The following is a 24,645-nucleotide window of genomic DNA, read 5'->3' as shown; positions in this document are numbered from 1 at the left end:
ATTAGAGCAGCGGCGATGCCGAGCCCCTCCGTCGGGGGTCGCGACCATCGCGAGCCACGAGGCGACGCCACACCCATTCGTCGGCGATCACGACCAGCAGCAAGACCAGGTTGACCAGCCAGGCCAGGGCAAGCGACGGAAGCAGCGGGTAGAGCGCGAAAAGGCCGGCGAGAACGATCGCGCCGACGAGATGCCCGACCAGCCAAGGCCCGCCGACAGCGCGACGGAAGAAGGCATTTCCGAGCAGGTACAGTGCTGCAGCCCCACAGAGCAGGCCGGCGGCCCAGGGATCGGTCGGCTCGTCCGGCTCACGCAGAACCAGGCCGTCGCCGACGGCGGTGAGCACGATGCCGAGCACCATGAGCAGCGGAATGTAGGTATAGGCCACCTGGGCGATCAGCCCGCGTTCCTTCTCCTGGGCGTGGCTGATGAATTCGCTGCCGCCCTGCTGCCCATGATTGAAGTACAGCAACCAGAGCAGCACCGTGCCGACGAACGCTGAGAGGAATGCGAGCAGGTACGGCCCCTCGAGCGGAGCGGCGGCGAAGGTCGACCCGGTGACGATGATTGATTCGCCCAGCACGATAATGAAGAACAGGCTCACCCGTTCCGCCATATGCTCTCCGGTGATGTTCCAGGTGTCGAGGCCAGAGCCGCCGAGTCCCGGCACCCAGAAGCGGGCGCGCGGACCGGCGACATCGATGAGCAAGGCGATGAGCCAGATCCAGAGGCGCGCCTCCTCGGGTGCCAGCGCCCCGCCGATCCAGAGCACGGCAGTCGCTGCCTCCCAAATGCCGATGCGCACGAAGTTCATGGCGTGGGCGGGTCGGGATCGGGCGAAGGCGAGAGCCGTGAACACACTGCGTCCCAGCTGCATCGTGACGAGCGCGATGGCGAAGAGGAGGGCCTTGTCGGTGAACGCCTCCGGGATGGCGCTCGCCATCAGCATCCCGACCAGCATGAGAGTGATCAGCATCCCGCGCACCCAACCGCGCTCGGGATTCAGCCAGTTCGTCGTCCACGTTGTGTTGATCCAGACAAACCAGACCACGGCGGCCATGATGACCGTCTGCACGAGATCGATGGCGCTCTGATGGGTGAGCAAGACATGCGACACCTGGGTGACGGCGAACACGAAAACCAGGTCGAAGAACAGCTCAATGAAGGTGACCCGGTGCGCATCGTTGCCGCGCTGCGGCCGCAGCAGATCAGAAGCGAAACCGAGGGGAGCCATGGCACGAGCGTAGTGGTCGGCGGGCTGCTACCGACCGCAGGCCACCCGACCGCGTAATCTGGGTTCGCGGGCACATACATCCGCGGGCACAGGCGTCCGCGGGCTCGGAGAGGACGAGATGACCCTTCGGCGCTTTCCCCAGGCTGTCTACCGGCACGGAGAGGAACCCGACCCCCGGTTCAGTCTCGCCAATGAGCGCACCTTTCTCGCCTGGATTCGCACCTCACTGGCCCTGATCGCCGCCGGTGTCGCGCTGGAGGCGCTGCAGCTCCCGATCCGGGAGGACTTTCGTCTCTACTCGGCCGGGATCTTCATCCTTCTCGGCCTGGCCGCACCCATCCACGCCTGGTTCAGCTGGATGCGCACCGAACGCGCCATGCGTGAGAGCCGGCCGTTGCCCGCCCCGGCTCTGTCTGGCATCTTGGCCGTCGGCATTGTGGTCGCCGCCCTGCTGATCGCGGTGGGAATGCTTCTCGGATGAGTCCGCCAAGCACAGAGAAAGTGTTCGATCAGGGGCTTCAACCTGAACGCACATTTCTCGCTTGGCAGCGCACCGTGCTCGCTCTCGGTGTCTCCTGCGCGGTAGCCGTTCGGTTCACCGCTCCGCATTTCGGCGCGGTGGCGATCGTCGCCGGCATCGGCGGCATGGGGCTCGCGCTCGCCGCGTACATCGGCGCGCGCTTTCGGTACCGGCGTACGCACCTGGCGCTGACTCAGGCCGCGCCTGCTCCGACGGTCCAGACGCCGCCAGCCCAGACGCCGACAGCCCAGACGCCGACAGCCCAGGAATCGACGACCCAGACGCCGATGGCCCAGAAGCCGACGCCGGCGGATGCGTTGCATTCGGTCAGTGCGTGGCCGATTGCCGCGATGGCAGCTTCGACCCTGTTGCTTGGCGTGATGGCGACGCTCTTTTTGTGGGGCGGCATCCGGCTGTGATCGCACGCACGATCTAGATTGAGATCTAGATCGAATGTGAGCACCTGACGACGGGACCTGGAATCGATGACTGACTCAACCGCCGAAGCACAAGCCACCGTCCCGGCGGGGATGGTCGCGTTACCCGGTGGGCGCTATCAGCGCGGGTCCACCGAGTTCTATCCCGAAGAAGGGCCGGTGATGCAGGTCGAGGTCGGTCCGTTCGAACTGGATCGCGCCCCGGTCACCAATCGTCAGTTCTCCCAATTCGTCACCGACACCGGCTACGTCACTGTCGCCGAACGGATGCCTGACCCCGCCGACTATCCCGGCGCGAACCCGGCCGACCTCGTGCCCGGCGCGCTGGTGTTCGCGGGAACGCCCGGCCCGGTGAACCTGGGGGATTGGCGTCAGTGGTGGGACTGGGTGCCGGGCGCGACCTGGCGGCATCCGTATGGAGGCGCTAGTTCGATCACGGACAAAGACGATCACCCGGTCGTGCAGATCGCCTACGAGGATGCGACGACGTACGCCGCGTGGGCCGGCAAGCGCCTGCCGACCGAGACGGAGTGGGAGTATGCCGCGCGCGGCGGCCTGGAGGGCCGCACCTACAGCTGGGGCGATGAGCCGCAGGACCCGCTGAATCTCCGGGCCAACTCCTGGCAAGGAGACTTTCCGTTCCGCAACATCGGCGCCCGTGGCTGGGTGGGGACCTCGCCGGTCGGAACCTTCGAGCCCAACGGCTTCGGCCTGGTCGATATGTGCGGCAACACCTGGGAATGGACGAGTGACTTCTACACGCCGAGTCACCGGCCGGTGGCACCGGCTGTCACTACTGGCCTGACGGCGCCGGTTGGACTGAATCTGTTGGCCGATTCTTCGGCCAAGCCGGCAACTGAGTCCGAGGGCTCCGGCGACCCGGCCAACGCCGGCGGATGCGGACCCAGCTGCGCCTGCGGGCCATCCGATTCCAGCTCGCGGGCAGCCGCGGAGGCCAGTGCCGAGCCGGGGTCGACCATTCCGCGCCGGGTGTTGAAGGGCGGCTCTCACCTCTGCGCGCCCGAATATTGCCTGCGCTACCGGCCGGCTGCGCGGTCACCGCAGGCCGAAGACACCTCGACCACGCACATCGGCTTTCGCTGCGCGCGCACTGTGTAGACCTAGATCAGGCTACGCAGAAAGTCTTCGCTGGTCAGGCCACGCGCGGCAGCCTTTCGAGTCAATGCGGTGAACTCGTCGGTGTTGAGTTTCAGCGTGAGAGTGTGCTCCGGTGCCTGTGAGTCAGCGGCACCCAGGTCGTCGAAGTCGAACAAGCCGGGATGCGACGCAGCGAGCTGCGACGCGGTGGCCGCCGGCTTCGTCGCCGCCTTCACGGCTGGCCGAGCAGCAGAACCCGACGCGGCGGGGCGTTTCGCCGGCGTTCCGCCCTTGGTCCAACCCGGCCCTTCCGGAATCGGGGCGTTGCGCTGGAACGCCTCCGACACGGCGCGCGCGCGGGAGTCGGCTGCCTCATTGAGCGGGTGGTTCGCGTGCCCCTTGACCCACTCGAAACGGTATTTGCGCCCGACCAAGGCCTCATCGATCTCCTGCAGGAGTTCGAGATTCATGACCGGTTTTCCGTCGGCCTTGCGCCAGCCCTTCTTCTTCCACCCGGGCATCCACTTGGTCACCGAGTTGATCACGTACTGGCTGTCGCAGAGCACCAGGAGGTCGTCGTCGAGGTGGGCGGTTGCGCGAAACAGCTCGAGCACAGCCTTGAGCTCGCCCTGATTGTTCGTGGCGTGCTTCCAGCCGCCCGCAGCCCAGCAGGAATCATCGACGTACCAAGCCCACCCGGCCGGGCCAGGGTTGCCAAGAGCCGAACCGTCGGCGGCAGCGGTGATTGTCATGCGAACCTCTCACTTGTGACCCCGGTGCAGGGTCACCTCAAGTCTGGCAGGTGTCTGCTCCGGCAGTCGTCTGCTTCAGCGGATGCGATCAGCCGCGCACGCAGGCGCCGGTCGACACCGGGGCGCTCAGCCCGGGAGCCCGGTCGACAACCGAGGAGACCTCCTGCATCCCGAGGGCGTAGCCGACGTTGGCGGTGTGCGCCGATTTCGCGAAGACGACCCCGACCACGTGTCCGGTGTCGGAGAGCAGGGGGCCACCCGACTCGCCCTGCTGGATGTCCGAAGCCAGTGTGTAGACCTCACGCGTGCTCAGCGACTGTGCCGTCGTCTCCTGCAACATCAGCGGGCCGCGTGCGATCACGGTGGCCGGGTCGGCGACGAACGGCCCGCCGAAGGGATAGCCGGCGGCCACACCGACCCCGCCCGGCTTCAGGTTGTCGCCCAGCTGCAGCGCGGGGGTGTCGAGGCCAGGCACCGAGATGACGGCCAAGTCGACGGTGGGGTCGAAGTAGACGACGGTTCCCTGCACGACGTCACCGCTCGGCGACTCGACGACCGGCTCGGTGACTCCCGACACGACATGCGCGTTGGTGACGACTCGTCCGGGCGAGGCGACAAATCCGCTGCCCGACTGGTTCTGGCCGCAGTCGAAGGCGTTGCCGGTGATGCGCACCACCGACTGCACAGCCGTTTCGATGGCCGGGTTGTCGATCGCCTGGTCGGGCAGCACGGGCGCCGGGCCGTCGAAGACATCCGTGATCAAAGGCAGGCCCTCGGCCACCGCCACCGACCGCAACTGGGCGAGCCAGGTCTGAACCGGGTCGGGAGTGATCGCGTTGATCGCGCGCACGACGCCGGAGGAGGCGAGTGTTGTCGAGAGGCCGGGGATGCCGAGGGTTCCGAGGCTGAACGCCAGCATCGAGATCGCGAGTGCCGTCGCCACTACGGTGAACGCCGCGCCGAGCAAGCGATCGAGCCAGCCGAGCGCGGTGCGTCGGGCGCGCCCGCCGATGCGGCGGCCGATCGAGAGCCCGAGTGACAAGCCGCCGAACACGAGCAGGATGGCGGCGGCGAGCGTGGCCGCAGCACGCCATTCGACGGCGGGCACCCACAAGCCCACCCAGGGCACGACGAGATAGGCGGCGAAGGCGCCGAGCACGAGGCCGATGAGTCCGCTGATGCTGCGGAGCAGGCCGTTGCGGTAGCCGCTGAAGAACGCTGCGATGAGCACAAGAATCAGCAGGATGTCGATGACGAGGAATCCGTAAATCATCAGGTTCCTCTCGGTAGTTCTGACGTGAGTCCGGCGAGCTGTGAGCCGAGTCGACGCCGAGGTGACTAGGTGCCGGCCAGATTCTGACCGATGCGACGCAGCATACGCGTCGCCTCTGTCAATCGTAACCGACCGGTTTTCGGGGGTCGGCGGGAGAAGCGCAGCCAAATAGGGCAGGATCGAATGATCATGGCAACTCTCGAAGCGCTCCCGCACGTCACCGATCCCGACGTGCTTTTCGAAGCATTCGAGCTGTGGGCCGGTGCCCAAGGCCTGTCGCTCTATCCGGCGCAGGAAGAAGCGCTCATCGAGATCGTGTCCGGCGCCAACCTCATCCTGTCGACGCCGACCGGTACCGGAAAGTCGCTCGTCGCGATCGGTGCTCACTTCGCGGCGCTCTCCGCGGGCAAGCGCAGCTTCTACACGGCGCCGATCAAGGCGCTCGTCAGCGAGAAGTTCTTCGCACTGGTCGAGATCTTCGGCGCCGAGAACGTCGGAATGATGACCGGCGACTCCTCGGTGAACGCCGACGCGCCCATCATCTGCTGCACCGCCGAAATTCTGGCGAACCTCGCCCTCCGCAACGGCGAGGACACCCAGGTCGACCAGGTCGTGATGGACGAGTTCCATTTCTACGCCGACCCCGACCGCGGCTGGGCCTGGCAGGTGCCGCTGCTCACCCTGCCGCGCGTGCAGTTCGTGCTGATGTCGGCGACGCTGGGCGACGTCACCGACCTGGCGGCCGACGTCAGCCGCCGCACAAACCGGCCGACCGCGCTGGTCACCGGTGTCGAGCGCCCGGTTCCGCTTCACTACTTTTACCAAATGACGCCCATCCACGAGACCGTCGAAGAGCTGCTCGGCACCGGCCAGGCTCCCGTCTACGTGGTGCATTTCTCGCAGGCCGCCGCGCTCGAACGCGCACAGGCGCTGGCCAGCGCCAAAGTGGCGAACCGCGAGCAACGGGATGCGATCGCCGAGTTGATCGGAGAGTTTCGGTTCACGACGAGCTTCGGTAAGACCCTGTCGCGCCTGATTCGAATGGGCATCGGCGTGCACCACGCCGGAATGCTGCCGAAGTATCGCCGTCTGGTTGAGCAGCTTGCCCAGCGCGGACTGCTGCGCGTGATCTGCGGCACCGACACGCTCGGCGTCGGCATCAACGTGCCGATCCGCACCGTACTCTTCACCGCGCTGACGAAGTACGACGGCGTCAAGATGCGCCAGCTCAACGCACGCGAGTTCCATCAGATCGCCGGTCGGGCCGGCCGCGCGGGTTACGACACGGCCGGAACCGTCGTCGCGCAGGCTCCGGACCACGAGACCGAGAACCTCAGGGCCATCGAGAAGGCCGGCGACGACCCGAAGAAGAAGCGCAAGCTCATTCGCAAGAAGGCTCCGGAAGGGTTCGTCTCCTGGGGCGAGCCGTCGTTCCGCCGCCTGATTGAGGCCGAGCCCGAGACCCTGACCTCGAGCATGCAGATGACCAGCGCCATGCTGATCAACGTGATCGCCCGCGGCGGCGACGCCTTCGCAAACGTGTACGCGCTGGTCTTCGACAACCACGAGCCATGGAAGCGTCAACTCGAGCTGGCCCGTCGGGCTCTCGGCATCTACAAGACGCTGCGTGCCGCGGGAATCGTCGAGCAGTCGGCGACCGGCGACATCCGTCTGACCGTTGATCTGCAGGCGAACTTTGCGCTCAACCAGCCGCTGTCGCCGTTCGCCCTCGCCGCGTTCGAGCTGCTCGACCCCGACCCGGCCGTGGAAACCGGGACCGGTCACTATGCGCTCGACATGATCTCGATCCTGGAGTCGACCCTCGACGACCCGCGCCCGGTGCTCTCCGGCCAGCAGTTCGTGGCCCGCGGCGAGGCGGTCGCGGCGATGAAGCGCGAAGGCATCGAATATGACGAGCGGATGGCGTTGCTTGAGGAGGTCACGCACCCGAAGCCCCTCGATGAACTGCTGACCTACGCCTTCGACACCTACAAGCTGTCACAACCGTGGATCGCCGACTTCGAACTGCGGCCCAAATCGGTCGTGCGCGACATGTATGAGCGGGCGATGTCGTTCGGCGAGTTCATCGCGTTCTACAAACTCGCCCGCAGCGAGGGCGTCGTGCTGCGCTACCTCTCCGACGCCTACCGGGCGGCGCGGCAGACGATTCCCGACGAGGCGAAGACCGAAGACCTGCTCGACCTGATCGAATGGCTCGGCGAACTCGTGCGCCAGGTCGACTCGAGCCTGCTCGACGAATGGGAAGAGCTGATTCACCCCGACGCCGAGGCCCACGCCGCCGGTGCGCACGTGGTGCTGCCGCCGGCCCCGAAGCGGCTCACCATGAACGTGCGCGCGTTCCGCATTCTGGTGCGCAATGAGTTGTTCCGTCGGGTGCAGCTGGCCGCGCGTGAGCAGTATGACGCGCTCGGTGAGTTGGATGCGGCATCCGGTTTCGACGCGGACGCCTGGGCCAACGCGCTCGACGGTTACTACGACGAGCACGACGAGATTCTGACCGGCGCCAACGCCCGCAGCTCCGCGCTGTTGATCATCGAGGAGGGCGCCACCTCGTGGAAGGTGCGCCAGATTCTCGACGACCCCGCGGGCGATCACGACTGGGGCTTCACCGCCGAGGTCGATCTGGAGGCGTCGGATGAGGCGGGCGAGGCCGTCGTTCGACTGACGGAAATCAACCGGCTGTAGAACCTCGGTGGTCGAGCCCGTCGAGGCCCCGCGATCTATTCCTCAGACGAAGCCACGAGGCGTTGCGCGGGCTGGGCGCCGCCGCGCTGGTCGGGGCTGACGCGCGCCGCGGCGCCCGACCCGCGAGCGGGCCGCACCGCCACCGAGACCGCCCCGAGCACGATCGCGATTCCGGCCAGCTGCGGGGGAGTGAGCGTCTCTCCGGCAATCAGCCAACCGGCCAGAATGGCGACGACTGGGCTGAGCAACCCTAAGAATGCGGGGATGCTCGTGGGGAGTCGCGCGATTCCGCGGAACCAGAGCAGGTAGGCGAGGGCGGTTCCGACCACCGACAGGTAGGCATAGCCGATCAGGTTGGTCGGCGTCAGCGGTTGCGCCGGAAGACCTTCGAAGACCAGAAGCAGCGCGAGAAGTGTGAGCCCGCCCGCGATCAGCTGCCACGCCGTGGTGGCGAGTGGCGGCGCCGGTTGGCCCCATTTCTTCGAGAGCACGATGCCGGTGGCCATGGAGAGCGTTCCTCCGACTGCGGCAAGCACACCGATCGCATCCAATCGGCTCTGCGCCTGCAGCACGATCAGACTCACGCCGAGCACGCCGGCCGCTCCCGCGACGATCACGCGTGTGGTCAGTTTCTCGTGCAACACCCGGCTCGCCAGCACGGCGACGACGAGTGGTGAGATTCCTCCGACGACAGCGGCGACCCCGCCGGGGAGTCGGTAGGCCGCGATGAAGAGCAGTGCGAAGAAGGCGCCGATGTTGAGTACCCCGAGAACCCAGGCCTTCCACCACCACGCGCCCTGCGGCATCCGTCGCGCGAGCGCCAGAAGAAGGAGCCCGGCGGGGAGGGCGCGAAGGGTCGCGGCGAGGAGCGGGCGATCCGGTGGAAGGAGCGTCGTGGTCGTGAGGTAGGTCGTTCCCCAGAGCGCGGGGGCAACGGCGGTGGTGACGATGAGCAGGGTTCGATTGCTAAGCACTTAGCCATAATAGCTAAGTGCTTAGCGAATTGCTAGAGTGGATGCATGGCAGATCAGGTGGATCGGATTCTCGAGCAGTGGCACGCGGAGAAGCCCGGCCTCGACGTGTCGCCGATGGCCGTGATCGGACGCCTGAGCCGTTCCGCGCTCGCGATCGACGCGCGCCTGGCCGAGACTTTTGCGCGGCACGGACTGGATTCCGGTTCGTTCGACGTGCTTGCAACACTGCTGCGGAGTGGTGAGCCGTACCGGATCGCGCCGGCGATGCTCGCCCGGTATGCGATGATCACGTCGAGTGCGGTGGCGCAGCGCCTCAACAAACTCGAGGCTCGCGGGCTGATCGCGCGGGAGGCCAATCCCGATGACGGGCGCGGCACCCTTGTCGCGTTGACCGAAGCCGGGACGACGCTCATCGAGCAGGTGCTGCCGGATCACGTTGAGACCGAGCGAGCGATCACGGATGTGCTGAGCGGCGGCGAACAGGCAATCCTCATCGGGCTGCTCCAGCGTCTCGAATCGGCGGCGCGGCCGCGCTGATCTCTGTGCTCGGTCTGCGTCAGACAGGCGCAGCCGGCAGTATCAGCGTGAACTGGGTGTGCGGCACTCGGGCGGAGAGCAAGAGCCTTCCTCCCTGGTCTTCGGCAAGTCGACGGGCGAGCGCCAAACCGAGACCGCTGCCGCCCGCCGGCGAGACCCCGTATCCGAAGATGTCCTCCGACAGCGCGATCGTGTTTCCCTCGTCCTCAACGTCGACGGCGACGGCGCCATGAGCCCCCCGCACACGCAGGATGACTTCCCCGGAGCCGTGCCGCAGAGCGTTCTCGATCAGCACATCGACGATCTGCTGAAATGCGGATTCAACGACAACGGGGTGTGGAAGCTCATCGGTGACGGCGACCCGCAAGGGGCGTCCGGCCGCAGCGAGCACCGGATGCCAGCGACGCTCGGCAGCGTCCACCAGAGCGTGCGCGTCGGTCGGAGCCGCATCCTGACCGCCGCGAGTGAGAGTAATCAGATCGTCGATGGTGCCGTCGAGTTGATCGGCCTGTTTGATCGCCTGGCTCAGGATGCCGCGCAGGTCGGCATCCGGATCCGACAGCCCCCCCTCCAAGACGAGTCGCAGCCCGGTCAGCGGGGTGCGCAGCTGGTGCGACGCATCGGCGGCCAGCTGTCGCTCGCGTTGAACCAGGTCGCCGAGCCGAGCCGCCGTCGAATTGAGGGCTTCACCGGCCTTGTCGATCTCTGGAAGTCCCGACGGAGTCGTGCGCACGTCAAAATCGCCGTCGCCGAGTGCCTGCGACGCAATCGTCAGTCTCTCCATCGGGCGCGTGATCCGCCGCGCCAACGACCGCGCGGCGACGATGCCGACCGTCACGGCGACAGCCGCAGCAAGAAGCAGGAGCAACCACACCGCGACGGTGCGCAGCCACACCGTGCGGAGCGGGGCCGCCGCGCGCACGGCCCCCGTCACTGTCTCGGCTGAACTGATCGGCACGACCGAGACAATCCAGCCTGCATCGGTCGTGTGGGCTGAGCCCCCCGATAGGGCCCGCCGCGTTGCTGCATCGGCGGTCTGCGGCCCGGTTCCGGCGATCAAGTGTGCGTGGGCGTCGTAGAGTCCCAGCTGGTTTCCGGACGACGGGGCCGGCAGCTCGGCACGATCGGTTCCCGAGAACGCCGAGTCGACGACGACCGCCGCGTGCAATGCATCGCGCTCGAGCGTCGCCTGGGCATCGGCGAGAAAAAGGTTGAATACGGCAATCGCGAGAGGAATCAGAAACAAGACGAGCGCGATGACAGAACTGAGCAGGGCGACACCCAGGATCCTCCGCGTCATGTTCTCACCGTCTCTGTCGGTTCTCTCTCAGTTTCGGCTGTTGTTCGAAAGCCGTGTGTCGGATTTTGCCGTCCGTTTGCTTGTTCAGGCAGTTCCTCTGGCCAGTGGGTGTTTAGCGTGACAAGTAAGCACGCGTTACGCAGGAGGGTTCCATGTTGAGCAATCGTACAACCGGCCGGATTCGATCAGTGGGGGCCACCACCGCCATCGCACTCGGACTGATCGTCGGCCTCGCCGGCTGCGGAGCACCCACCCAATCAGGCCTCTCGTCCCAGCCGGCACCACAGGTGACCGAGATCAACCCCGCGGGTGACATCCCCGACAATCAGGCCTATGTCACGTTCACCTCTGACAACGCCGCGTACAGCGTGAAAGTTCCGGAAGGGTGGGCGCGCACCAAATCGGGGTCGGCCACGACCTTTACCGACAAACTCAATTCGATCACCGTCGACGAGACATCCGTTTCGACAGCCCCGACAGTGGATTCGGTGAAGAGCACCGTTGTCAGCGCTCTCCAAGGGTCGGCGCAGAAGTTTCAACTCGGCGAGGTGAAAACGTTCACTCGTCCGGGCGGCGATGGAATCGTCGTGACCTACCAAGACGATTCAGCCCCCAATGCCGTCACCGGAAAGGTGGCGCGCGAAGACGTGCAGCTCTTCCTGTTCTGGAAGAACAGCAAGCAGGTGGCGCTCACTCTGTCGGCGCCTCAGGGTGCCGACAATGTCGACCCGTGGAACATCGTCACGAAGTCGTTCTCATGGCTGGGCTAGCGAGTGTTCGACCCGCACTTGAAGCGAATGATCTCTACCGCTTTTTCCGGGCCGGCGACGAAGAAACCCTCGCACTGCGCGGGGTGTCGCTCAGCGTGCAGGCCGGCGAGATCCTCGCCGTGACAGGTCCGTCGGGATCGGGTAAGTCCACATTGCTGGCTTGTCTGGCCGGCCTCGACGAGCCGGCCGGTGGCACGGTATTCATCGCCGGAGCGCGAATGAGCCACCGCCCTGAGTCCGAGCGAGCCGCGCTTCGCGCCCGGAAGGTTGGCGTCCTGTTTCAATCGGCGAATCTGCTCGGACATCTCACCGTCACCGACAATGTTGCGCTCGCCCAACGCATCGCACGATCGAATGCAGCATCTCCGCAGTTGATCTTGGAGCGTGTCGGGCTCGCCCGGCGCGGCGGGGCGTTGCCCTCTCAGCTGTCGGGAGGCGAGGCGGCCCGGGCCGGCCTGGCCGTCGCACTCGCGAACGAACCCGCAGTGCTTCTCGCCGATGAGCCGACCGGTGAGCTCGACGGGAGCACAGCGGAGCGGCTGCTTGAGCTGCTGCGCAGCCACGCCGACCGCGGATGCGCCGTGCTGGTCGTCACGCACAGCGCGGCGGTCGTCACCCACGCCGACCGGGTCATTGCTCTGCGAGACGGGCGGGTGGTGGCATGAACCCGGCAGAGATCATCCGTTCTGAGAACGCGGGGCACACCTATGGCTCCGGGCAGCGCGCGGTCGTCGCTGTGCACGGCGCGACCTGTGTGGTGCGCGCTGGAGCGCGGATCGCCCTGACCGGGCCGTCGGGATCAGGGAAGTCAACCCTGCTGCACATGATGGCCGGCCTCGAACGCGTCACCTCCGGTGAGATGACCTGGCCGAACTTCGCCGGGCATCCGAGCGGGAACCCCCAATCGATCGGCGTCATTTTTCAAGGCCCGAGCCTCATTCCCTCGCTCAATGCGGTCGAGAATGTTGCCTTGCCGTTGCTCCTCAACGGAACGCGGCCATCCGATGCGAGCCGACGTGCCCTCGTCGCCCTCGCCGAGCTTGAGCTCGACGGCCTGGCCGAGAAACTCCCCGACGAGTTGTCGGGCGGCCAAGCGCAGCGCGTGGCCATCGCCCGCGTGCTCGCCACCCGGCCCACGGTGATCCTGGCCGATGAACCAACCGGCCTGCTGGACGGCGCGGCTGCCCGCCATGTCGTTGACGTGCTGATTCATGCCGCCGACGAACTGGGGGCCGCGTTGGTCGTGAGCACCCACGACCTCGACATCGCGACGAGGCTCGCAACGCGCTGGGAGATGCACGACGGAAGGCTTCTCACCGCGCTGGCAACGACGCAGCGCACGACCCAACTCCAGACGCCGCACCCCGCGTCGAATCTGAACGGGTGATCATCATGATTCGGCTGTGGCTTCGCGGGCTCATCACCCGGCGCGCCGGCGCACTCGCCGCCACCGTCGCCGGCATCGCGGTTGCCGTTGCCCTGCTCGCCAGCCTCGGCTCGTTCGTCGGAGCCGCTCAGGCCAGTATGACGACGCGCGCAGCGGCAGGGGTCGCCGTCGATTGGCAGGTGGCGCTGGCCTCGGGCGCCGATCCGGCGGCCGCCATCGGTCAGGTGACTGCAGCGCCGGGTGTCACAGCTGCACTCTCGGTCGGGTTCGCACATTCCACGGGCCTCAGCTCGACGACAGGCGGCTCCACCACGAGCGGCTCCTCCCAAACGACCGGCCCGGCAATCGTGCTCGGGCTTCCGGCCGGCTACACGGATGCCTTCCCTGGCGAGATCCGGTATCTCTCTGGCTCGCGCGGCGGCGCCCTGATCGCCCAGCAGACCGCTGCAAACCTCAAGGTCGTTCCCGGTGACACCGTGACCGTCGGCCTCGACGGGGCGGCGCCGGTCTCGGTCGTGATCGGCGGAGTCGTCGACCTCCCGCAGGCGAATTCCCTGTTTCAGACCGTCGGTGCACCAGCTGGCGCTCAGCCCACCGCACCGCCTGACAATGTGCTGCTGCTTCCCGCCGCCGACTTTCAGGCCGTCAGCACCGCACTTACTGCCAGCCGCCCCGATCTTCTGAACACCCAGATTCACGTTGCCCGTTCGCACAATCTGCCGTCCGATCCCGCGGTCTCATTCGTGACTGAGACTGCCGCCGCGCACAATCTCGAGGCCGCATTGGCCGGTGCCGGTCTGGTGGGCGACAACCTCGGTGCGGCGCTCGGCGCGGCGCGCGGTGACTCGAGTTACGCCACAGTTCTCTTTTTGTTCTTGGGGTTGCCGGGGGCCGTGCTGTGCGGCATCCTGACCGTTGCCGTCGCCAATGCGGGTGCCGATCGTCGTCGACGCGATCAGGCGTTGCTACGCACCCGGGGCGCCAGCGCCCGGCAGATCCGCCGGCTCGTCACGAGTGAGGCGCTGCTCGCCGGAGTGCTCGGTGGGATCATCGGCCTCGGCGTCGCCGCCCTCGTGGGACTCGTCGCGTTCGGTTCAGTGGGCTTCGGAGGGTCTGCGACCTCCGCGGTGCTCTGGCCCGTCGCAGCATTCCTCACCGGACTCCTGATCGCCGTCGTCGCCGTGCTCGTGCCGGCGATGCGTGATTTCCGCGGGCTGATTGTCAGCGAGGCCCGGGCTCAGGTCGCCCTCGCTCACACACCCTGGTGGATGAGAGCCTGGCTCGACGTGCTCCTGCTCGTCGCATCCGCCGTCATCGTGTTCATCACCACTCAGGAGGGCTATTCCCTGGTGCTGGCTCCCGAGGGAGTCGCCTCAATCCAGGTCAACTATTGGGCGTTCTTCGGACCCGGCCTGTTCTGGATTGGGGCGGGCCTGCTCACCTGGCGGCTCGCCGACTTCGTTCTCGGACGTGGTCGCCCGGCAGTTGCAGCGCTCGCGCGTCCGCTTACCGGCAACCTGTCGGGGATCGCTGCCGCATCCATGTCGAGGCAACGCCGTCTCCTGGCCCGCTCGATCGTGGTGCTGGCCCTGGCCTTTGCGTTCGCCGCCTCCACCGCGGTCTTCAACGCCACTTATCGGCAGCAGGCTGAGGTCGACGCCCAGCTGACGAACGGGGCGGATGTTGTCGTGACCGAACCGCCCGGATCTTCGGTTCAGGCGACTGCGGCCGCAACGCTCGCCCAGACCCCCCAAGTGTCGGCGGTCGAGCCACTGCAACATCGGTTCGCCTATGTTGGAAGCGATCTGCAGGATCTCTTCGGCGTGCAGGCCGCGACCATTGGGCGCGCGACGACGCTGCAAGACGCGTATTTTCAGGGCGGAACCGCCGCCGAGCTGATGGGCAAGCTGGCCGCTCAACCAGATGCGGTTCTGGTCAGCGCCGAGACGGTCAAAGATTTTCAGCTCAAACAGGGTGACCTGATCAACCTGCGGCTCCGGAGCAGTATGAGCCAGCAGCTCACAACCGTGCCGTTTCACTATGTCGGTGTCGCTGCCGAGTTTCCGACTGCGCCGAAAGACAGCTTCTTCGTGGCGAATGCCGACTATGTCGCCCAGGCAACGGGGGACAGCTCCGTCAGTACCTTCTTGGTGAACACGAATGGGGTGAACCAGGAGTCTGTGGCAGCGGCTCTCCGCACCAGTCTCGGCAGCAGCGCGAGCGTGACAGCCATCGGCGCGGCACGCTCGTCGATCGGATCGAGCCTGACATCGGTCGACCTCGCCGGGCTCACCGGCGTGGAACTCGTCTTCGCCCTCGTGATCGCGGCGGCTGCCGGCGGCCTGGTATTCGCCCTCGGCTTGGCCGAACGGCGGCGTTCGTTCGCCATCGCGACGGCACTCGGAGCGACCCGACGCCAGCTGCGCGGCCTCGTGCTGGTCGAGGCCGCGACCGTTGCCATTGGCGGCGTCCTGGCGGGGACCGTTATCGGTGGCGCGCTCTCGCAGATGTTGGTATCTGTCTTGACCGGGGTCTTCGACCCGCCGCCGGCCGGCCTCGCCGTGCCTGGGCCGTACCTGGCTGCCAGCGCGGCCGTGGCCCTCGCTGCGATCACCGCGGCAGCGCTGCTCGCCACGCGGCCGGGGAAACGGCCCACCGTTGAGTATCTTCGAGAGCTGTGACCGGGACGCCTCGTGAAAGGGAGCGGTCAGGCGGGCGATGGTATGGGATCGAGGCGATAGCCGTATCCGCGCAACGTGACGATTTCCGGCAATGCAGCGACAGCATCCGGCCCGGCCCGCACAGCGACCTCGGCGAGTTGCCGACGCAACGAGGCAACATGCACGTCAAGCGTCTTGGTGGAGCCGAACCAGTTGGCGTCCCAGACATCCGTCATCAAGTCTTCACGTCGGATCGCTCCGCCGGGTTCGCGCATGAATCGCGCAAGCAGGTCGAACTCGCGAGCGCGAAGTGGTACCTCAAGCCCGCCAATGAGGACGCGACGGGATGCCACATCACAGGTCAGGGACCCGACCACGGCGAGTGCTACGGCAGATGAGCCAATGGGGGCGGAGTCCGTGGAACGTGCACCGTCGGCGCGCCGCAAATGAGCCCTCACCCGGGCGAGCAGCTCGACGACGCTGAACGGTTTGGTCAGGTAGTCGTCAGCACCTGACTCCAGACCTGACACGATATCGAGTTGCTCGCGTCGCGCGGTGAGGAGCACGATCACGCTGGACGGAAGGAGAGTGCGCAGCTCGCGGCAAACCGTCAAACCGTCGAGGTCGGGGAGACCGAGATCCAGTAGAACCAGGTCTGGCGTAAAGCCCGATGCTGCGCCGAGGCCCGACGTGCCGGTGAGACGTCGTTCCACGGTATGGCCGTTGGCCCGGAGTGCTGACTCCAGCGCCTGACCGATCACCTCATCGTCTTCGACGATCAACACGCGTGGCATAGCGGCAGCCTAGCCTGGGCCTTCCTCCCGGCGTTGCCAGTCGGCGCCGGCCTCATCACCGCGCATCCGCTGCGCGTGCGCGGCTACGACGGTGCAACACGAGCGTGCGCACGAGCACGGGAACCGTTGATATCAGCACGACCGCGATCAAGATCAGGTCGAGGTACTTCGAGGTGAACTCGGCCACGGCCGGAAAGTGACCGAGGCCGTAGCCGAGCAGAATGACTGTGCTCGCCCAGGCCGCTGCGCCGATCATGTTGAAGGCGAGAAACGTTCGGTGGCGCATCGAACCGACGCCGGCGGTGACCGGAGCGAAGGTGCGAACCATCGGAACGAACCGGGCGATCGTGACGGTGGCCGGGCCGAAGCGGGTGAAAAATGCCTCGGTTTTCACCACGCTCGCTCGGCTGAAAATGCCCGACTCTTTGCGGTTGAAGATCGCCGGACCGGCGCGTCGTCCGATCAGGAAACCGACCTGGTCGCCGAGGATCGCTGCGACACTGACCGCCGTGATCACCAGCCAGAGTGGGGCCTGAATCACACCGGTCAGCGTGAGCACCCCGGTGAAGAAGAGCAGCGTGTCACCGGGCAGAAAGAATCCGACGAGCAGTGCCGTCTCGACGAAGGCGATGAGGCACACGACAGCGAGCCCCCACGCCCCGGCGCCGTTGATCAGCGCCTGGGGGTCGAGGACGCCGCTGCTCATGGTGCTCATGCTGCCGATCAGAATGCCGCTCATGCGAGGTCAGCCTGCCAGGAGGCGAGTTCCTTCCGCTGACGGACGGTCAACGAGATGATGAGCGCAAGGATCGCGGTGAGGAAGATGGCGCTGGTTCCGACGGTGCCCAGCCCCAGTCCGCCGTCAGCCACGGGCTGCGAGAGGAAGTCGCCGAGCGAGGCGCCGAGCGGGCGGGTCAGGATGTAGGCCACCCAGAAGGCGAGGATCGCGTTCAGATTGGCGAAGCGGTAGGCCAAACCGACCAGCGCGATCGCGGCGGCGAAGAGCAATACCGAGACGAAGTAGCCCAGGTTCAGGCCTTCGGCGATCAGGTCACCGGCGGCCGTTCCGAGCGCGAAGGTGAAGAGAATGGCGAGCCAATAGAATCCTTCGCGACGCCGGGTCGTGATCGAGTGAATCGACAGGGTGCGTTCGCTGGCATACCAAGCGGCGAAGACAATGGCAAGTGCGATAGCGAAGACGATGGTCGTTGTCCCCAGCGGGATGCCGAAGTTGTCGGTGAGATTGTCGGTGATCAGGGTTCCGACAATGCTGATCAGCACAACGGCCAGCCAGTAGATTCCCGGCACGTAACGAATCGACCGGAACTGGAAGACCAGCACGATCGCCAGCAGCGCACCCATCACGATGGTGGTGTTGGTGAGGCCGAGGTTCAAGTTGGTTGCCAGAAAATCGGCAAACGTCTCTCCGACAGTGGTGGCGAGAATCTTGATGATCCAGAAGATGGCGGTGGGGTCGGGAACCTTGTTGAGGCCGGTGGAAACGCGTCGGTCGGCACGTGTTGCCGTGAGATCTGACATTGGGCATCCGTTTCGCAGAGGGGGCGCGGTGTGCGCCCGTGTCTCACCAGTTGAGCGGATGCGTTCCCAGAAACGTCCAAGAAGTGGTGCGGGGCGGCTCAGTGCGCCGTCGGCAACGTCAACACGAACGTCGTTCCGGCCGGCGAGGTCTCACGCAGCTCGACTTTTCCGCCGTTCCGCACGGCGATGTCGCGCACGAGGGCAAGCCCGATTCCAAAGCCGCTGCGCTGCGTCGACGACGAATAGTCCGGCGCGGTCGAATGCGCGAACCGGTCAAAAACATGCGACGGGTCAATGCCCTGAATACCGGCACCCTGATCGGCGACAACGAGATCGAACGTTGACTTCGACGTATGAAGTGACACCGACACTCGCGACCCGTTCGGCGAGTGAGCGATGGCGTTGTCGAGCAGGGCGACGACACAGCGCTGGATACTTGCCGCCGGAATCCTCGCCGGGACCTCGCCGCCATCATGATGGGCGTGCGCTCGATCGTGCACGAACTCGTGCATGAAATCGATCCGGACGCCCCGCTGATCGCCGAGCACACGCATCGACTCCACGGCCTGTGCGACTACGGGAACAACGTCGATCACGGGCGTCGCTGCCTCCGGCGTTTCACTCGCCGCAACGAGGAGCAGGTCGTTCACGACTGCGACGAGCGCGAGCGTGTCCCGACGGATGTCCGCCACGGCCGGCGAGATCGGGTTTTCGGGGGCGAGCCCGCGTTGCAGCACCTGAATGCGTGCGTCGAGCACGGTGAGCGGGGTGCGGAGTTCGTGACTCGCATCCGCGACGAAACTCCGTTGCATCCGCAGCGCCTCACCGAGCGGACGCACCGCGCGCCGGGCGACCACCCAGCTGAGCACGCCCGCGATCGCGATGGCGACGATGCCGACCACGATCAGAGCGACGAGCACGGCCGTCGAATCGATGTAGATGCGACTCTCGCCGGGCTGCGGTTTCTCGAGCAGTTCACTCGGTTGCGATTGATTGACCACAAAAATGAAGGAGGCCACCACCAGGAACAGCACAATCGCCGTCGCCCCCGCGGTGATCTGCCAGCCGATGATTCGCGACGCGCGCCCGACCGCGACGGCATCACTGTCGGGAGCCGGGCGGCGCGACCGGTTCATAGCTGGCCCAACCGGTAGCCGCGACCGCGCACGGTCAGCACGATGTCCTTGTCGGTTTTGCGGCGCAGATAGTGCACGTAGGTGTCGACGGTGCCGGGCTGCTCGCCGACCTGAAAGACAGCGCTCAAGACTTGCTCCCGGCTGAAGGTGCGATCGGGCTGGGTCGCGAAGAGTCGCAGCAGGTCCGATTCGCGCGGCGTCAGCAGGATGCGGCCGATGTGCGGAGAGTGGATGCTGTGGTCATCGGGGTAGAAGGTCCACTCGCCGATGTCGACGGCCGGCCCCTCAGCGGTGAACTCGCGGGTGAGCGCGCGGAGGCGGGCAAGAAGCTCGTCGAAATCGAACGGTTTGACCAGGTAATCGTTGGCGCCGGCATCCAACCCGTCGACCTTGTCGGCAATGGTGCCGAGCGCCGTGAGCAACAGGATCGGCGTGGTCACACGGTGCGAGCGCAAGGCCTGCACGATGCTCAGACCGTCGAGACTCGGAAGCCGGCGGTCGATCACGAGCACGTCGAACTCGTCACGGATGCCGAGATCGAGACCGGTCTGTCCGTCGGCGACCAACTCGACGTCGTAGGATTCCGCGAGCACACCCGTGATCAGCGGGCCGAGCTCTGCGTCGTCTTCGATGAGAAGCAGCCGGGGCTTCGTCGTTGTCATCGGGTGCCCCTCCTTTCGCTTCGCCTCGTGAACATTATCCAACTGCACGGGCCGCGGGCCGGGACAGACGCGACTCCGGTCAGCGCCGTTGGTCAGCGCAGCCGGTCAGGATCGCAGCGGCGACCGGTCCCTGAGCACGGCCGGAAAGTGCGGTAGTACGAACTGCAGCCAGATGACGAGGGCGAGTGCAGACGCCGCGGTCGAGTAGACGATGGAGGCCAGGACATCCGTGGGGTAGTGCACTCCGAGGTAGACGCGGGACACGGCGACCAGCACCGTTGCGAGGGCCGCCACAGTGATGACGAGCGGGCGCGACGGGTGATCCCGCGCCACAAAGATCAGAGCCAGGCCGAGGGCTGCGACGAAGCAGGTGTGCCCGCTCGGGTAGCCGAATGAGTGCTCGGCGAGCAACGGATGCGCCAACAGGGAGGCGTCCGGTCGCGGTCGCTGCACGATCCACTTGATCAGCTCGCTGCCGCCCCAGGCGACGGCGATCATGCCGAGGAACGTGAGGACGCGGGCGGGATTGCGGGTGACCAGCCCGATCAGAATTGCCGAGACCAGCGTGATGGCCAACGCCATCGCCGGATCGAACAGCCAAGCGATCGTGAGCGCCACGCTGTCGAGAACGGGCGTGTGGTGCAGGCTCAGCCACTGATCGATGCCGAGTTCGGAGGCCGACCACCCGGGCGTGCGGGCGACGAGCAGACCGAATCCGATCACTGCGCAGAGGGCGAGAACGCTCACCATCGTGATCGCCCACGGGTGGGCGAGCGGTCGCAACGGGAGCATCCGCTGCTGTGTCGACACATCGGGCCCGGAGGTTGTCACCGTCACTTCACTCATTTCTGCTGGCGCGCGGATGTCGCGTGGCCAACTGATTGAGTCTGTGACAGCGGGTCTCAGATTCCTCTAAGAACTGCCTCCGCACCTTGAATGCCTCGGGCGCTCGAGTGTGCGACCCGCCCGTGGTCGAGTGTGCGACCCGCCCGTGGTCGAGTGTGCGACCCGCCCGGTGGTCGAGTGCGCGACCCGCCCGTGGTCGAGTGTGCGACCCGCCCGTGGTCGAGTGCGCGACCCGCCCGGTGGTCGAGCTTGTCGAGACCCGGTGGGCCGGTCTCGAGACCTGGGTGCGTCCCCTCGACCGGCTCGACCACCGCCTGCCGGTCGATCGGTGCGGTGCCGGAACACTCCTCCACAGGTGGGTGGGTCGGGAAGTTGCTCACGGATCTGCGGTACCCGAGTTTCGACTCTCTCCCTTTTTCTAGTCTGGGAGTATGCAAAATCTCACCGATCAGCCTCTGCCTGATCAACTCCGGGACGCCGCCTCGGCGGTCGCCCGGATCGGTGACGGCGCGGCCGCGTATGCGGCACTTTCTGATGCGGACCTGCTCGAGTCGCAGACGCAGCTCGGCCTGATCCGGCGGTCGTTTGAGACGCATGCGGCGTGGGCGGCCGGGGAGATCGCCCGCCGCTCGTCCCGGGAGCTCGGGTTTTCGGGGTTGGCGCAACGGAACGGGTTCCTCTCGCCGGTGGAGTTGATCCAGTCGGCGACGGGCGGCACCCGGGCCGAGGCGGTGAAACTGGTCGCGGTCGGCACCCTGCTCACCCAGACGGAGGCCGACGAAGAGTTGCAGCACGAGCTGCGGCAGGCCGACCCGGACTCCCTGACCGACGAGCAGCGGGCCGCACTGGCCGGTCTGGCCGCCCCGTGGTTGGCCGTGGTCGCCGGGGCGGTGCGGGCCGGGACCCTGTCGGTGGATGCGGCGGAGGCGATTCGGAAGGGCCTCGGCGACATCGACCCGGGCGTGCCCGCCGACAAGCTTGCCGCCGCCGCCGAGTTCCTGCTCGGCGAGGCCGGGACGCTGAACGCCGACCAGTTGCTCCGCCGGGCCCGGCGGCTCCGCGACCAATTGGATGCGGAGGGGATCGCCCGGCGGGAGAAGACCCAGCGGGATGCCCGCAGCTTTCGGATCTGGCGCCAACCCGACGGCATGTATCGGGTGTCGGCGCTGTTGCCGCCGGAGGACGGCCGCCTCGTCGAGCTGATCGTCGACGGCGCGACGTCGCCGCGCCGCGGCGGACCCCGCTTCGTCGACCCGCGCACCCAGGCCCGCGCCGACGCCCTCCGCGACGACGAACGCAGCATCGAGCAGATCGCCGCGGACACGATCCTGGCGCTGTTGCAGATCGCGGCCGAGGCCGACCCGAACACCGTGTTCTTCGGCCGCCGGCCGACCGTGCGGGTGCTCGTCACCGAACGAGACCTCGCCCACACGATCCCGGGCCCGGCTTTCCGGAACCGGGTCGGTCACGCGGCCGACGGTCAGCCGCCGACCGGATCCTCGGCGGGCCATTCTTCAACCGGGTCTGCACCGACCGGAGCAGCCGCGGTCGGATCGGGCATGACCGGTTCACCGACCGGATCCTCATCGACCGGATCCTCAGCCGGGCCGACCCCCACCTGCGCCGACCCTCCCGGCAGTGACCTCGTTCGAATCGGGCACGGGCAGATCGAGGGGCACCCCGATCCGGTCTCGATGGAAACCGTGAACCGCCTACTCTGCTCCGGACTCACCGGCGTCGAGTTCGACGACGACGGTCAATGCATCAACGTCGGCCGCGACCAACGCCTCTTCACCGCACGGCAACGCACTGGGCTGGCCGCCCGCGACGGCGGCTGCCGCTGGCCCGGCTGCGACAGACCCGCCTCCTGGACCGAAGCACACCACATCGACCACTGGAAAGCCGAACACGGCAAAACCGATCTCGCCGACGGCATCCTGCTCTGCAAAGCCCACCACCTGCTGCTCCACAACAACGGCTGGCACGTCCGGCGCACCGGAGCCGACTACTGGCTCATCCCACCGGCCACCCTCGATGCCGACCAGACACCGATCCCGATGCCGAGCAAGAGCCCGCTCATGCTGGAACTGTTCCCGCCGAAACCAGCCGGGCCTTCGCCCGCCCGACGGGCCGGTTGACCAGTGGTCGAGCCTGCCGAGCGATGTACTGAGCTTGTCGAAGTGACCTCCGCCGGACGCCCCATACAACGCACCCACCGCCCACGGCTCGGCGCACCCGGTCTCGACAAGCTCGACCACCGGAACGGGTCTGGCCGCGGCGGACGTCACCCTCTCTCTGGTCGAGGAGGCCACCCGCGGCCGTCTCGAGCGATGTACTGAACTTGTCGAAGTGGCCTCCGCCGGACCGCCCTCAGACGCGCCCCACGTTCAGAGGTCGGCTCGCTTGGTTTCGAGACGCGGCCTCCTCCGTCGGCTGCTCCTCAATCACCGAAACGGTCATATTCCTCACAGACGGGCCGACCGAGGCCGCGCAGCAGAACCCCTCCTACGTCTGAACGGGCAGGCTCGCCGTGTCGTACTGCGGCTGACGGCGGGGGAGCAGCAGCGTCAGCACCAGCCCGATCAGCGCGGCTCCGGCACAGAGGGCAAAGGTTAGCTGGAACGCGAACGTGCTGGGAGTTGTCACCCCATTCACCGTGACGATGTTCACCGAGAGGATGACGCCGATCACCGCGCTTGCAGTCGTCGAGCCGAGGGTACGCATCACCGAGTTCAGACCGTTCGATGCCGCGGTCTCCGAGGCCGGCACCGCCGCCATGATCAGCGTCGGCATCGCGGCATAGGCGAAGCCCACACCGAAACCGACCAGGGTTGCGATGAGCACCGTGTGCCACACCTCGGTCATCAAGCCGATCGCGAGGGCATAGCCGAGGGTGATCACGGCGATACCGATCAGCAAACTGGTGCGGGCGCCGCGCCGGTCGGTGAGCCGGGCCGCCGTGCCCGACATCGCCCACATCACCAGGCCGCTCGGCATCAGACAGAGGCTCGCGATCAACATGCTCTGCCCGAAACCAACACCGGTATCGGTGGGCGACTCGAGCAGCAACGGCAGCGCGACGGCCGTAGCGAAGAATGCGAAGCCGACGGTCACCGAGGCGAGGTTGGTGAGCAGAACCGATCGCCGCATCGCCACCCGGATGTCGATCAGCGGGCTTGCAGTGCGCAGCTCGAAGAGGATCCACAGCCCGAGCACCGCAACGCCGCCGAGCCCGATCCCGAGGGTGAGCGGACTGGTCCATCCCCACATCGCCCCTTTCGAGACGCTGAGCAGGATGCCGACCAAGCCGACCGCGAATCCGATCGCTCCGACGTAGTCGAACGTGCCATCGCTTCGCAGTGTGCTCACCGGAACAAGCGTGAAAACGAGGATGAAACCGATCACCCCGAGCGTTCCCGACGCCCAGAACAACATGTGCCAGTCGAGAAACTGGGAGATGAGAGCGGAGACCGGCAAACCGACCGCACCGCCGATGCCGAGGGTCGCGCTGACGAGCGCAATGGCCTTGCCAAGGCGATCGCGGTGCAGCACGTCACGCAGGATGCTGATGCCGAGTGCGATCACACCGAGCCCGGCGCCCTGCAGCGCACGGCCGATCACGAGCGGGATGAGGGTGGAGGAGAACGCGGCGATCAATGACCCGAGGATCAGGCTGCCGAGCAGCACCAGCATCATCCGTCGCTTGCCGTAGAGATCGCCGAGCCGGCCGCCGATCGGTGTTGCGACAGCGGCGGCGAGAAGCGTGGCGGTGACGACCCACATGGCGTCGGCCTGTGAGACGCCGAGCAGATGGGGCAGTTCCGGCAGCAGGGGGGTGACCAAGGTCATCATGAAGGATGCGACGAGGCCGGTGAAGGCGAGTGCCGCGACGATCGCGCTGTCGTTCTGTTTTTTGCTCAGTCGGCGCCGTTCAGCATCGCTCAGCCAAGAATCATCGCTCACGGAGCCTCCCAGCCTGCGTTCTCATCCAATGCTGCAACGCACCAGGGTCTCAACTGT

The 24,645-nt window shown here is 66.6% G+C and carries 22 protein-coding genes; 10 read left to right on the top strand and 12 right to left on the bottom strand.

Going from position 1 to position 24,645, the window contains the following annotated elements; all coding sequences use genetic code 11:
* Position 1: 1 nt before the first annotated feature.
* Positions 2-1,234 (bottom strand): low temperature requirement protein A, encoded by a 1,233-nt coding sequence (locus AC1DCF_RS02840; protein WP_477209685.1) that lies wholly within the window; start codon positions 1,232-1,234, stop codon positions 2-4.
* Between the two features lie 118 nt (positions 1,235-1,352).
* Here AC1DCF_RS02840 and AC1DCF_RS02835 point away from each other — a divergent pair, with 118 nt between their 5' ends.
* The 3 genes from AC1DCF_RS02835 (at position 1,353) to AC1DCF_RS02825 (ending at position 3,310) form a co-directional block, all read left to right on the top strand.
* Positions 1,353-1,715, top strand: coding sequence for a YidH family protein (locus tag AC1DCF_RS02835; RefSeq protein ID WP_477209684.1), 363 nt, complete (start codon positions 1,353-1,355; stop codon positions 1,713-1,715).
* Entirely contained in the window at positions 1,712-2,173 is a 462-nt protein-coding gene (locus AC1DCF_RS02830) for a DUF202 domain-containing protein (protein WP_477209683.1), read from the top strand. Before AC1DCF_RS02835 ends, AC1DCF_RS02830 begins: the two co-directional genes overlap by 4 nt.
* A gap of 66 nt (positions 2,174-2,239) precedes the next feature.
* Positions 2,240-3,310: a formylglycine-generating enzyme family protein gene (locus tag AC1DCF_RS02825; protein WP_477209682.1), complete on the top strand. Its 1,071-nt coding sequence runs from the start codon at positions 2,240-2,242 to the stop codon at positions 3,308-3,310.
* Between the two features lie 2 nt (positions 3,311-3,312).
* Here AC1DCF_RS02825 and AC1DCF_RS02820 read toward each other — a convergent pair whose 3' ends face one another.
* Together AC1DCF_RS02820 and AC1DCF_RS02815 are read right to left on the bottom strand one after the other, a co-directional pair.
* Entirely contained in the window at positions 3,313-4,041 is a 729-nt protein-coding gene (locus tag AC1DCF_RS02820; protein ID WP_477209681.1) for an RNase H family protein, read from the bottom strand.
* A gap of 88 nt (positions 4,042-4,129) precedes the next feature.
* Positions 4,130-5,314, bottom strand: coding sequence for a MarP family serine protease (locus AC1DCF_RS02815; protein ID WP_477209680.1), 1,185 nt, complete (start codon positions 5,312-5,314; stop codon positions 4,130-4,132).
* A gap of 183 nt (positions 5,315-5,497) precedes the next feature.
* Between AC1DCF_RS02815 and AC1DCF_RS02810 the strand changes: the two genes are divergently transcribed.
* Positions 5,498-8,020 (top strand): DEAD/DEAH box helicase, encoded by a 2,523-nt coding sequence (locus tag AC1DCF_RS02810; protein ID WP_477209679.1) that lies wholly within the window; start codon positions 5,498-5,500, stop codon positions 8,018-8,020.
* A gap of 35 nt (positions 8,021-8,055) precedes the next feature.
* Here AC1DCF_RS02810 and AC1DCF_RS02805 read toward each other — a convergent pair whose 3' ends face one another.
* Complete coding sequence (locus AC1DCF_RS02805; protein ID WP_477209678.1) at positions 8,056-8,994, bottom strand: DMT family transporter; 939 nt, start codon at positions 8,992-8,994, stop codon at positions 8,056-8,058.
* A 45-nt stretch (positions 8,995-9,039) separates the two neighbouring features.
* Between AC1DCF_RS02805 and AC1DCF_RS02800 the strand changes: the two genes are divergently transcribed.
* The gene (locus AC1DCF_RS02800; protein WP_477209677.1) at positions 9,040-9,531 is read left to right on the top strand and encodes a MarR family winged helix-turn-helix transcriptional regulator; all 492 of its coding nucleotides are present in this window, start codon (positions 9,040-9,042) and stop codon (positions 9,529-9,531) included.
* A 19-nt stretch (positions 9,532-9,550) separates the two neighbouring features.
* On the opposite strand, the gene AC1DCF_RS02795 is transcribed toward AC1DCF_RS02800, so the two are convergent.
* The gene (locus AC1DCF_RS02795) at positions 9,551-10,831 is read right to left on the bottom strand and encodes a HAMP domain-containing sensor histidine kinase (RefSeq protein WP_477209676.1); all 1,281 of its coding nucleotides are present in this window, start codon (positions 10,829-10,831) and stop codon (positions 9,551-9,553) included.
* Between the two features lie 152 nt (positions 10,832-10,983).
* On the opposite strand from AC1DCF_RS02795, the gene AC1DCF_RS02790 reads away from it, so the two are divergent.
* The 4 genes from AC1DCF_RS02790 to AC1DCF_RS02775 are packed head-to-tail and all read left to right on the top strand — an operon-like array spanning position 10,984 to position 15,669.
* Positions 10,984-11,601 (top strand): hypothetical protein, encoded by a 618-nt coding sequence (locus tag AC1DCF_RS02790; protein ID WP_477209675.1) that lies wholly within the window; start codon positions 10,984-10,986, stop codon positions 11,599-11,601.
* On the top strand, positions 11,589-12,266 hold the full coding sequence (locus AC1DCF_RS02785) for an ABC transporter ATP-binding protein (RefSeq protein WP_477209674.1): 678 nt from the start codon (positions 11,589-11,591) through the stop codon (positions 12,264-12,266). Before AC1DCF_RS02790 ends, AC1DCF_RS02785 begins: the two co-directional genes overlap by 13 nt.
* A complete protein-coding gene (locus AC1DCF_RS02780; protein ID WP_477209673.1) occupies positions 12,263-12,988 on the top strand; it encodes an ABC transporter ATP-binding protein in 726 nt (241 codons plus the stop codon). Before AC1DCF_RS02785 ends, AC1DCF_RS02780 begins: the two co-directional genes overlap by 4 nt.
* A gap of 5 nt (positions 12,989-12,993) precedes the next feature.
* Complete coding sequence (locus tag AC1DCF_RS02775; protein WP_477209831.1) at positions 12,994-15,669, top strand: FtsX-like permease family protein; 2,676 nt, start codon at positions 12,994-12,996, stop codon at positions 15,667-15,669.
* Between the two features lie 26 nt (positions 15,670-15,695).
* Here AC1DCF_RS02775 and AC1DCF_RS02770 read toward each other — a convergent pair whose 3' ends face one another.
* The 6 genes from AC1DCF_RS02770 to AC1DCF_RS02745 form a co-directional block, all read right to left on the bottom strand.
* On the bottom strand, positions 15,696-16,442 hold the full coding sequence (locus AC1DCF_RS02770; RefSeq protein ID WP_477209672.1) for a response regulator transcription factor: 747 nt from the start codon (positions 16,440-16,442) through the stop codon (positions 15,696-15,698).
* A 55-nt stretch (positions 16,443-16,497) separates the two neighbouring features.
* Positions 16,498-17,181 carry a DedA family protein gene (locus AC1DCF_RS02765; RefSeq protein WP_477209671.1) on the bottom strand — a complete coding sequence of 228 codons (684 nt, stop codon included), beginning with the start codon at positions 17,179-17,181 and terminating at the stop codon, positions 16,498-16,500.
* On the bottom strand, positions 17,178-17,981 hold the full coding sequence (locus tag AC1DCF_RS02760; protein WP_477209670.1) for a COG4705 family protein: 804 nt from the start codon (positions 17,979-17,981) through the stop codon (positions 17,178-17,180). Before AC1DCF_RS02760 ends, AC1DCF_RS02765 begins: the two co-directional genes overlap by 4 nt.
* Before the next feature lie 98 nt (positions 17,982-18,079).
* Positions 18,080-19,117 (bottom strand): sensor histidine kinase, encoded by a 1,038-nt coding sequence (locus AC1DCF_RS02755; protein WP_477209669.1) that lies wholly within the window; start codon positions 19,115-19,117, stop codon positions 18,080-18,082.
* Entirely contained in the window at positions 19,114-19,779 is a 666-nt protein-coding gene (locus AC1DCF_RS02750) for a response regulator transcription factor (RefSeq protein WP_477209668.1), read from the bottom strand. The genes AC1DCF_RS02755 and AC1DCF_RS02750 overlap by 4 nt, the downstream gene beginning before the upstream one ends.
* A 105-nt stretch (positions 19,780-19,884) precedes the next feature.
* Complete coding sequence (locus AC1DCF_RS02745) at positions 19,885-20,616, bottom strand: phosphatase PAP2 family protein (protein WP_477209667.1); 732 nt, start codon at positions 20,614-20,616, stop codon at positions 19,885-19,887.
* A 440-nt stretch (positions 20,617-21,056) separates the two neighbouring features.
* Here AC1DCF_RS02745 and AC1DCF_RS02740 point away from each other — a divergent pair, with 440 nt between their 5' ends.
* Entirely contained in the window at positions 21,057-22,763 is a 1,707-nt protein-coding gene (locus AC1DCF_RS02740) for an HNH endonuclease signature motif containing protein (RefSeq protein ID WP_477209666.1), read from the top strand.
* Between the two features lie 367 nt (positions 22,764-23,130).
* Here the strand turns inward: AC1DCF_RS02740 and AC1DCF_RS02735 are convergent, their stop codons facing one another.
* Positions 23,131-24,588, bottom strand: coding sequence for an MFS transporter (locus AC1DCF_RS02735; RefSeq protein ID WP_477209665.1), 1,458 nt, complete (start codon positions 24,586-24,588; stop codon positions 23,131-23,133).
* Positions 24,589-24,645: the final 57 nt, after the last annotated feature.

Source organism: Leifsonia sp. 10L418, from assembly GCF_056395445.1.
Note: the sequence above shows the minus strand (reverse complement) of the source record. Positions and strands in the feature narration are given on the sequence as shown.

Coding starts and splice junctions, on each gene's coding strand:
- AC1DCF_RS02810 (WP_477209679.1), top strand. CDS start 5,498: ATGATCATGGCAACTCTCGAAGCGCTCCCGCACGTCACCGATCCCGAC.
- AC1DCF_RS02790 (WP_477209675.1), top strand. CDS start 10,984: ATGTTGAGCAATCGTACAACCGGCCGGATTCGATCAGTGGGGGCCACC.
- AC1DCF_RS02755 (WP_477209669.1), bottom strand. CDS start 19,117: ATGAACCGGTCGCGCCGCCCGGCTCCCGACAGTGATGCCGTCGCGGTC.
- AC1DCF_RS02765 (WP_477209671.1), bottom strand. CDS start 17,181: ATGAGCGGCATTCTGATCGGCAGCATGAGCACCATGAGCAGCGGCGTC.
- AC1DCF_RS02780 (WP_477209673.1), top strand. CDS start 12,263: ATGAACCCGGCAGAGATCATCCGTTCTGAGAACGCGGGGCACACCTAT.
- AC1DCF_RS02785 (WP_477209674.1), top strand. CDS start 11,589: ATGGCTGGGCTAGCGAGTGTTCGACCCGCACTTGAAGCGAATGATCTC.
- AC1DCF_RS02740 (WP_477209666.1), top strand. CDS start 21,057: ATGCAAAATCTCACCGATCAGCCTCTGCCTGATCAACTCCGGGACGCC.
- AC1DCF_RS02820 (WP_477209681.1), bottom strand. CDS start 4,041: ATGACAATCACCGCTGCCGCCGACGGTTCGGCTCTTGGCAACCCTGGC.
- AC1DCF_RS02795 (WP_477209676.1), bottom strand. CDS start 10,831: ATGACGCGGAGGATCCTGGGTGTCGCCCTGCTCAGTTCTGTCATCGCG.
- AC1DCF_RS02830 (WP_477209683.1), top strand. CDS start 1,712: ATGAGTCCGCCAAGCACAGAGAAAGTGTTCGATCAGGGGCTTCAACCT.
- AC1DCF_RS02775 (WP_477209831.1), top strand. CDS start 12,994: ATGATTCGGCTGTGGCTTCGCGGGCTCATCACCCGGCGCGCCGGCGCA.
- AC1DCF_RS02760 (WP_477209670.1), bottom strand. CDS start 17,981: ATGTCAGATCTCACGGCAACACGTGCCGACCGACGCGTTTCCACCGGC.
- AC1DCF_RS02840 (WP_477209685.1), bottom strand. CDS start 1,234: ATGGCTCCCCTCGGTTTCGCTTCTGATCTGCTGCGGCCGCAGCGCGGC.
- AC1DCF_RS02835 (WP_477209684.1), top strand. CDS start 1,353: ATGACCCTTCGGCGCTTTCCCCAGGCTGTCTACCGGCACGGAGAGGAA.
- AC1DCF_RS02815 (WP_477209680.1), bottom strand. CDS start 5,314: ATGATTTACGGATTCCTCGTCATCGACATCCTGCTGATTCTTGTGCTC.
- AC1DCF_RS02825 (WP_477209682.1), top strand. CDS start 2,240: ATGACTGACTCAACCGCCGAAGCACAAGCCACCGTCCCGGCGGGGATG.
- AC1DCF_RS02750 (WP_477209668.1), bottom strand. CDS start 19,779: ATGACAACGACGAAGCCCCGGCTGCTTCTCATCGAAGACGACGCAGAG.
- AC1DCF_RS02770 (WP_477209672.1), bottom strand. CDS start 16,442: ATGCCACGCGTGTTGATCGTCGAAGACGATGAGGTGATCGGTCAGGCG.
- AC1DCF_RS02800 (WP_477209677.1), top strand. CDS start 9,040: ATGGCAGATCAGGTGGATCGGATTCTCGAGCAGTGGCACGCGGAGAAG.